We start from the raw sequence: 8,810 nt of genomic DNA on the forward strand, positions 1-8,810 counted from the left end.
GTCCTGTGCTGAGTCCCGCCCACCCCGGCTGGTCCGCGCAGGCCTCCCGGCTGATCGGCCGCCTGCTGGCAGTCGCGCCCGAGGAAATCCTCGCGGTGGACCACATCGGGTCCACCGCGGTTCCGGGCCTCGACGCGAAGGACGTGCTGGACCTCCAGCTGACGGTCCGGGATCTGGCAACGGCGGACCGGCTCGAGCCGCTGCTGGCCGCTGCGGGATTTCCGCGCTGGCCCGGCATCGGCACGGACAACCCCAAGCCCGCGCACCCGGATCCCGCGGACTGGGACAAACGTGTGCACGGCAGCGCGGACCCCGGCCGGCCGGCGAACCTGCACGTCCGGGCTGCGGGGTCGCCGGGCTGGCGCTACGCGTTGTGCTTCCGTGACTGGCTCCGCGACGACGCCGGCGCCCGGACGGACTACCTCGCGGAAAAGCGGCGGGCGGCACGGCGGCACGGGGTGGACAAGTCCACCGCGGCCTACGCAGCGGACAAGGAGGACTGGTTCACCGACTACGCCGCCCCGCGGATGGAAGAGTGGGCCCGCCGGACCGGCTGGCATCCGCCGTCGTACGCCGCAGCCGGGCCGCCGGGTAGCGCCCAAAGCTGAATCAGGGACGGCTGTCGGAGGGCGGCGGTAGATTAGGTACATGAGTCTTGCCCAGGAAATTAAGCGTGTTGTGGCGCCCTTCGAGGTTATCAGCGAGTTCCAGCCTGCCGGCGACCAGCCGGCCGCGATCGCCGAGCTGACCGAGCGGATCCAGAACGGCGAGAAGGACGTGGTGCTGCTGGGCGCCACCGGCACCGGCAAGAGCGCGACGACGGCGTGGCTGATCGAACAGGTCCAGCGGCCCACCCTGGTGATGGTGCAGAACAAGACACTCGCCGCCCAGCTGGCCAATGAATTCCGTGAGCTGCTGCCCAACAACGCGGTCGAATACTTCGTCTCCTACTACGACTATTACCAGCCCGAAGCCTACGTCGCGCAGACGGATACCTTCATCGAGAAGGATTCCTCCATCAACGAGGAAGTCGAACGGCTCCGCCACTCGGCCACCAACGCGCTGCTGACCCGGCGCGACGTCATTGTGGTGGCCACGGTGTCCTGTATTTACGGCCTGGGCACCCCCGAGGAGTACATTTCCGGGATGGTCACGCTCCGCAAGGGCGCGCAGATGAACCGTGACGACCTGCTCCGGAAATTCGTGTCCATGCAGTACGCCCGGAATGACATGGACTTTCACCGCGGAACGTTCCGGGTCCGGGGCGACACCGTCGAAATCATCCCGATGTACGAAGAACTGGCGATCCGGATCGAGTTTTTCGGGGACGAGATCGAGAATATCCAGACCCTGCATCCACTGACCGGCGAGGTGCTCCGCGAGGAAGACGAAATGTACGTCTTCCCGGCGTCGCACTACGTCGCCGGTCCGGAACGGATGGCCCGCGCGATCAAACGGATCGAAGACGAGCTGGCCGAACGCCTTCAGCTCCTGGAGAGCCAGAACAAGCTGGTCGAGGCGCAACGGCTCCGGATGCGCACCACCTACGACCTTGAAATGATGCAGCAGATGGGATTCTGCAACGGCATCGAGAACTACTCGTCGCACATCGACGGGCGGGCCCGGGGAACTGCCCCGCACTGCCTCCTGGATTACTTCCCGGACGACTTCCTGCTCGTGATCGACGAATCGCACGTCACCGTTCCCCAGATCGGCGCCATGTACGAGGGTGACATGTCCCGCAAACGGAACCTCGTCGACTTCGGCTTCCGCCTGCCGTCCGCGATGGACAACCGACCGCTCAAATGGGACGAATTCCTCGACCGCGTGGGCCAGACCGTCTACCTGTCCGCCACCCCCGGCAAGTACGAACTAGGCAAGGCGGACGGCTTCGTCCAGCAGATCATCCGGCCCACCGGGCTCATCGATCCCGAGGTCGTGGTCAAGCCCACCAAGGGCCAGATCGATGACCTGCTCGGTGAAATCAAGACCCGGACGGCGAAGAACGAACGAGTCCTGGTCACCACGCTCACCAAACGGATGGCCGAGGACCTGACCGACTACCTGTTGGGCCACGGCGTGAAGGTCGAGTACCTGCACTCCGACGTCGACACGCTGCGCCGGGTGGAGCTGCTCCGCGAACTGCGGATGGGCGTCTTCGACGTCCTGGTCGGCATCAACCTGCTCCGGGAGGGCCTCGATCTCCCGGAGGTCTCGCTCGTGAGCATCTTGGACGCGGACAAGGAAGGCTTCCTGCGTTCCTCGACCTCGCTGATCCAGACCATCGGCCGTGCCGCACGCAACGTCTCCGGCCAGGTGCACATGTACGCGGACCGGATCACCGATTCGATGGCGCACGCGATCGACGAGACCAACCGCCGCCGGGCGATCCAGGTGGCCTACAACACGGAGAGGGGCATCGATCCCCAACCGCTACGGAAGAAGATCGCCGACATCACCGACCAGCTCGCCAAAGAAGACGCGGACACCCGCGAGCTGCTGGCCAATTCCGGCAAGACGCGCGGCAAGGCCAAAGGCGGTTCCAAGGTCCGCGCTGACGGCCTCGCGGCGGCCCCGGCCGAGGACCTCGTCGGCCTGATCGAACAGATGACGGAGCAGATGCACGCCGCCGCCGGCGAGCTCCAGTTCGAGCTCGCGGCGCGAATCCGCGACGAGGTCGGCGATCTGAAGAAGGAGCTGCGCCAGATGCAGGCCGCCGGGCACGCCTAAGCGTTCGATTTGCCAGTGAAAGGAAAGACAAATGACCGGAAACAGCTCATTCGTGATCGTGGTTGGCTTTGACGGTTCCGAGAGCTCGCAGAATGCACTGAGCTGGGCGATGGACGAGGCCCGACAGCGCAACGGCGAGCTCCGCCTGATCACGGTGTGGAACAAACCGCCGATGGCCTGGTATCCTGCCGTGCTGGAGACGGCCGCCGGTGAAATCGCGGCCGAGGATTCCCCGCAAAGCATCGCTGAAACCCTGCAGACCGACGCGCTGAAGACCGCCACCGATGAGGGTCTGGCCGCCACCGGGCAGCTCGTCCACGGTGATTCCCCGGCCGCGGCCCTCATCGACGCCGCCCGGCACGCGGACCTCGTGGTCGTCGGCTCCCGCGGGCACGGCGGATTTCCCGGGCTGCACCTGGGGTCCGTTTCCAGCCAGGTGCTCAGCCACGCGGCCTGTCCCGTCCTCGTCGTGCGGTCCCGGACCTCCTAACGGACGCTAGTTGAGAGCGTCAGCGCCTTCGGCTGCGCGCGTCATGCCGAGCAGCCGTCCGAAGATCGCCTCGCCGTCGTCCGCGATGCCGTCGTGGTGGAACTCATCCGACTCCCAGACCTGCAGGCCCCGGACCGCGGCGGCGGTCTCCAGGGAGAGGTCCCGGTCCACATAGATGTCGTCGCTGTACACGGCGGCCGCCACCGGAACGGTGTTCCGGGCCAGCCGCTCCGGGTCGTAGAGCGGCTTCCAGTCGTCCTTTTCCGCGAGCAGTTGGGCCACCCTGCGGAGCGGACGCAGGGCGGGGTCCTGCTCGAAGTACCAGGGGTAGACCATCTCGCCGGTCAACAGCGGGGCTGCGGCGTCCGGGCGGAATTCCGGGAAGTCCTGCAGCACGCGCAGCGCCGCCCAGTCGGTGGCCTCGCCCTGGCCGTAGATGGATTCGTGCATGAGCGCGTACAGCGGGTTCGCCGCGCGGGAGACCAGACCGCGGACCTGCTCCAGGAAACCGTCGGACAGCCGTTCGCCGTCGGGCGTGCTGACAAAGGCGTCCTCCAGCAGGTGGTGCAGCCCATCGACGCGGGTGTTGCCGCCCAGGAAAGAGCCCACCATCTGGAACCGTTCCACGGTGAGCCGGCTGCCGTCGGGCAGGAACTCTTCTGTTTCGCGGAGGTGCCGGGCGATCCGGGTGACCAGCTCGCGGTCCTGCGGGTACCAGCTAAAGTATTCGGCGTTACGCGCTGACACCCGCCGAAAGGTGGCCTGGTAGACCCGGTCCGCCGGGCCCGACAGCGGCGCGAGTCCGCCGGTGATCAGCGCCGCACGCAGGCCCTCGGGGGCGAAGGACAGGTAGCTCAGCGCGCAGAAGCCGCCGTAGCTCTGCCCGTAGATGGTCCAGGGTGCGGCGCCGAGGGTCCGGCGGATCGCCTCCGCGTCGGCCACGATGGAGTCGGCCCGGAAGTGCTCCAGGTAGGCTGCCTGGTCAACGTCGCTGCCGCGCAGCGGCAGGGTGTTCCGGTCCACGGGCGAGGAGAGGCCGGTGCCTCGCTGGTCCAGCATCAGGATCCGGAAGTCTTTCGCCGCGGCCTTGCCCCAGCCGCCCAGTGCGGGGAAGCGGTTGCCGCGTCCGCCGGGGCCGCCCTGCAGGTACAGCAGCCACGGCAGCTCGGCGGCGGCCGCCTCGCTGTGCTCGGCCGAGACGTATTCCCGGGCGAAGACCGTGATCGTCTCACCCTTGGGATCGGAGTGGTCCAGCGGAACTTCGAAGTAGTGCTCCGCGGTGCGCATCCCGCGGTAGGTGTGCCGGGCCTTGACGATGTGCGGCACGGAAGCCAACGCCGGGAGCTGCACCGGGCCCTGAACCTCCGGCATCGCCTCAGCCACGGGCGGCTGCCGTCCGGTCGCTGCCGAACGCGGCCAGGGCGTCTCCGGTGAGCCGGAAGGTGGACCATTCGTCCATCGGGGCGGCGCCGAGGTTGCGGTAGAACGCGATGGAGGGTTCGTTCCAGTCCAGCACGCTCCACTCCACCCGGGCGTAGCCGCGCTCGACGGCGGTTGCGGCGAGGTGCTGCAGCAGGGCCTTGCCGTGCCCGGCGCCCCGCGCCTCCGGCATGACGTACAGGTCCTCCAGGTAGATGCCGTGTACGCCCTCCCAGGTGGAGTAGTTCAGGAACCACAACGCAAAGCCCTGCACGTCGCCGGACTCGTTCTCCGCCATGGCGGCGTACACCCGCGGGTTCTCGCCAAACAGCACGTCCGTGAGCATCTCCGGGGTGTTCCGGACGGCGTCCGGCTCCTTCTCGTAGATGGCCAGGTCATGGATCATCCGCAGGATGTCGGGGACGTCGTGGGCGGTGGCGGGGCGGATTACACTCATGCTCCGAGTTTACTAGCGGCTACAGCCGGTTCACGTCGGTCACGCGCACGACGGCGGTACCTGTTTCGTCCGAGYCGGCCAGGTCCACCTCGGCGGAGATGCCCCAGTCGTGGTGGCCTGCAGGGTCGTCGAAAATCTGCCGGACCTTCCAGAGCCCGGGCTCCTCGGTGATGATCAGCAGCCCCGGCCCGCGGGCGTCCGGACCGGTGCCGATGTCTTCGTGCTCCTCGAAGTAGTCATCCAGGACGTCCTCCCAGCGTTCCGCGTCCCAGCCGGAGCCGGCGTCGAGCTCACCCAGTGCGGCGGCGTCCTCATCCGCGAAGAGCTCCACCCGCCGGAACATCTCGTTGCGCACCATCACCCGGAACGCCCGGATGTTGGAGGTCAGCGACGGCGGCGGGGGAGGCGGGGCATCGTGCGGGGTCGGGGCGGCGCCGGAGGTGAGCTCCTCCCATTCGTCGAGCAGGCTGGAGTCCACCTGCCGGACCAGTTCGCCGAGCCAGGCGATGAGGTCCTCCAGGTCCTCGCGCAGGGCGTCCTGCGGCACGGTTTGGCGGAGCGCCTTGAAGCCATCGGCGAGGTAGCGCAGCACGATGCCCTCAGACCGTGCCAGGCCGTAGAACTGGACGAATTCGCCGAAGTTCATGGCCCGCTCATACATGTCCCGGATCACGGACTTGGGCGCCAGTTCGAAGTCGCCGATCCACGGCGCAGCCTTGCGGTACACGTCGAACGCCTGGCCGAGGATCTCCGCGAGCGGCTGCGGATAGCTGACCTCGTCCAGCAGGGCCATCCGCTGGTCGTACTCGATGCCGTCGGCCTTCATCGCGGCGACCGCCTCGCCGCGGGCCTTCTTCAGCTGCGCCGACAGGATCTGACGGGGCTTCTCCAGCGTCGACTCGATCACCGACACGACGTCCAGGGCGTACGACGGCGACTCCGGATCGAGCAGCTCCAGCGCGGCCAGGGCGAAGGGGGACAGCGGCTGGTTCAGCGCGAAGTTCGCCTGCAGGTGGACGGTGAGCCGGACGGTGCGTCCGTCCGGGCCCTGTTCCGCCGGCGGGATCCGTTCGACGACGCCGGCCGCCAGCAGTTCGCGGTAGATGCCGAGGGCCCTTTTCATCAGCCGCAGCTGCGCGGCGCGCGGTTCGTGGTTTTCGGTCAGCAGGCGTCGCGCGGCCTTGAACGGGTCGCCTGGGCGTTCCATCAGGTTCATCAACATGGCGTGGGTGACGGTGAAGCTGGAGCCCAGCGGGTCCGGTACGGATTCCACCAGGCGCTTGTAGGTGGGCTCGCCCCAGGAGACGAAGCCCTCCGGCGGCTTCTTCTTGACCACCTGGCGCAGCTTCTTCTGGTCGTCGCCGAACTTGGCCGTGGCCTTGGCCATCGCCTTGACGTTTTCGATCACGTGCTCGGGTGCCTGGACCACCACGGTCCCGGCAGTGTCGTAGCCGGCCCGGCCGGCCCGGCCGGCGATCTGGTGGAATTCGCGGGAGTTCAGCAGCCGGGTGCGGACGCCGTCGTACTTGCTGAGTGCGGTCAGCAGCACGGTGCGGATAGGGACGTTGATGCCCACGCCGAGGGTGTCGGTACCGCAGATGACCTTGAGCAGGCCGGCCTGGGCCAATTGCTCGACCAGCCGGCGGTACTTGGGCAGCATCCCGGCGTGGTGCACACCGATGCCGTGCCGGACCAGCCGGTTCAGGGTCTTGCCGAAGCCGGCCGCGAAGCGGAAGCCCGCGATCAGCTCGGCGATCTTGTCCTTTTCCTCACGGGTGCAGACGTTGATGCTCATCAGGTTCTGGGCACGGTCGATTGCCTCAAGCTGGCTGAAGTGGACCACGTAGACCGGCACCTGTTTGGTGGACAGCAGTTCCTCGAGCGTTTCGTGCACCGGGGTCTGCTGGTAATAGAAGTGCAGCGGAATGGGCCGTTCGGCGGAACTGACGGTCGTCGTCGGGCGTCCGGTCAGTTCGGTGAGGCCCCCCTCGAAGCGGCTCACGTCGCCCAGCGTTGCGGACATCAGCAGGAACTGGGCCTGCGGGAGTTCCAGCAGCGGCACCTGCCAGGCCCAGCCGCGTTGCGGGTCGGAGTAGAAATGGAACTCGTCCATGATGACCGCACCGAGCTCCGCGGCGGCGCCCTCACGCAGGGCAATGTTCGCCAGGATCTCCGCGGTGCAGCAGATGATGGGCGCGTCCTGGTTGACGCCGGAATCCCCGGTGATCATGCCGACGTTCTCCGCCCCGAAGATCTCGCACAAGGCAAAGAACTTTTCCGAGACCAGGGCCTTGATCGGGGCGGTGTAATAGCTCCGCTGGCCGCGGGTCATCGCCTGGAAGTGCGCGGCGATGGCCACCAGGGACTTTCCCGAGCCGGTGGGGGTCGCCAGGATCACGTTGGCGCCCGCCGCGAGTTCCATGACGGCCTCGTCCTGGGCGGCATAGAGGGCCAGGCCGCGGCTCTCCGTCCATTCGACGAACCGGGTGTAAAGCTCATCCGGATCGAGGCCGGTCCTGCCGGGGACTCGGGCGGCCGGGGCAGGAAGCTGGTCAACAAGTTTCATTGACTCCCAGCTTAGTGGGCCACGGTGCGGGACGCCGGTGCCGGTGGCCGGCTAGCCGGCGCTTGATACGGCCCTTGTTGACGCTTCAACTATTTAGGAGTACGTTGGTTGTAGTTTCAAGTAATGAACACAGTCCAGCAGAACAGAATCTGATGAAAAACTTCCTGGCCCGCATCTTTGGAAAGAAGACACCCATGACGAACATCACCATCATCGGCAACGGCAACATGGCCCGCGGCATCGCGACCCGTGCACTGGCCGCCGGCCGGACCGTAGAGATCCTCGGCCAGGACGCCGCCAAGGCGAAGGCCCTGGCCGGCGAGCTCGGCACCGGCGTCGCCTCCGGCACCACCGCCGCCGCCCCGCAGGGCGACATCGTGGTCCTCGCCGTCCCGTTCGAGGCCGCCAAGTCCGTGGTCAGCGGCTACGGCGACGCCCTCGCCGGCAAGACCCTCGTGGACATCACGAACCCGGTCAACTTCGAGACCTTCGACTCCCTGGTGGTCGGCCCGGACTCCTCCGCCGCCGAGGAAATCGCGCGGCTTGCCCCTGCCGGCGCCAGCGTGGTCAAGGCCTTCAATACGACGTTCGCCGGGACCCTGGTGGCCGGCCAGTCCGCCGGCCAGCCGCTTGACGTCTTCATCGCAGGTGACGACGCCGACGCCAACTCTGCCGTTAGCAGCTTTGTCAGTGCCGCGGGCCTGCGCCCCCTGGTCGTGGGACCGCTCAAGCGCGCCCGGGAGCTCGAGGGCTTCCAGTTCGTCCTGATGACACTTCAGGCAAACCCCGAGTTCGCCGACTTCAACTGGGACACCGGACTGAAGGTCACCAACTAAATGCCAGCCTTCCAGAGTGCGCCGGTGGTGGCCACCGCCGGCTCAGCCGACCCGGCAGCACCCCTGGTGGTGCTGCTGCACGGCCGCGGCTCCAACGAGCGCGGCATCATCGGCCTGGCCGAGCAACTGCCTGCCGGTCCCATGTATGCCGCCGTTCGCGCCCCGATCGCGGAGGGCAACGGCTACGCCTGGTTCGCTAACCGCGGAATCGGCCGCCCCATTGCGGAGTCGCTGAGCGACACCATGGCGTGGTTCCGGGCCTGGCTTGACGAAGCGGCCCCAGCGGGCCGCCCTGTCCTGCTGGTGGGGTTC

The 8,810-nt window shown here is 67.4% G+C and carries 8 protein-coding genes; 5 read left to right on the forward strand and 3 right to left on the reverse strand.

The window, feature by feature from the left end; all coding sequences use genetic code 11:
- The 3 genes from coaE to AB4Y86_RS06085 all read left to right on the forward strand — a co-directional run.
- On the forward strand, nt 1-608 hold a 608-nt coding region (gene coaE / locus AB4Y86_RS06075), incomplete at its 5' end, for a dephospho-CoA kinase (protein WP_441401008.1).
- A gap of 40 nt (nt 609-648) precedes the next feature.
- Nucleotides 649-2,730: an excinuclease ABC subunit UvrB gene (uvrB, locus tag AB4Y86_RS06080; RefSeq protein WP_441401010.1), complete on the forward strand. Its 2,082-nt coding sequence runs from the start codon at nt 649-651 to the stop codon at nt 2,728-2,730.
- Between the two features lie 31 nt (nt 2,731-2,761).
- Nucleotides 2,762-3,220 carry a universal stress protein gene (locus AB4Y86_RS06085; RefSeq protein WP_441401012.1) on the forward strand — a complete coding sequence of 153 codons (459 nt, stop codon included), beginning with the start codon at nt 2,762-2,764 and terminating at the stop codon, nt 3,218-3,220.
- Nucleotides 3,221-3,226: 6 nt separating this feature from the next.
- On the opposite strand, the gene AB4Y86_RS06090 is transcribed toward AB4Y86_RS06085, so the two are convergent.
- The 3 genes from AB4Y86_RS06090 to AB4Y86_RS06100 are packed head-to-tail and all read right to left on the reverse strand — an operon-like array spanning nt 3,227 to nt 7,662.
- Entirely contained in the window at nt 3,227-4,591 is a 1,365-nt protein-coding gene (locus tag AB4Y86_RS06090; RefSeq protein WP_441401022.1) for an alpha/beta fold hydrolase, read from the reverse strand.
- Between the two features lie 4 nt (nt 4,592-4,595).
- Entirely contained in the window at nt 4,596-5,096 is a 501-nt protein-coding gene (locus AB4Y86_RS06095; protein ID WP_441401014.1) for a GNAT family N-acetyltransferase, read from the reverse strand.
- A 19-nt stretch (nt 5,097-5,115) separates the two neighbouring features.
- Nucleotides 5,116-7,662: a DEAD/DEAH box helicase gene (locus AB4Y86_RS06100; protein ID WP_441401016.1), complete on the reverse strand. Its 2,547-nt coding sequence runs from the start codon at nt 7,660-7,662 to the stop codon at nt 5,116-5,118.
- A gap of 194 nt (nt 7,663-7,856) precedes the next feature.
- Here AB4Y86_RS06100 and AB4Y86_RS06105 point away from each other — a divergent pair, with 194 nt between their 5' ends.
- Complete coding sequence (locus tag AB4Y86_RS06105; RefSeq protein WP_441401018.1) at nt 7,857-8,498, forward strand: NADPH-dependent F420 reductase; 642 nt, start codon at nt 7,857-7,859, stop codon at nt 8,496-8,498.
- Nucleotides 8,499-8,810 (forward strand): alpha/beta hydrolase (locus AB4Y86_RS06110; protein ID WP_441401020.1); only part of this gene is annotated, 312 nt, incomplete at its 3' end.

The sequence above is a fragment of the Arthrobacter sp. 2YAF22_2 genome (genome assembly GCF_052114645.1).
Taxonomy (GTDB): Bacteria; Actinomycetota; Actinomycetes; order Actinomycetales; family Micrococcaceae; genus Arthrobacter.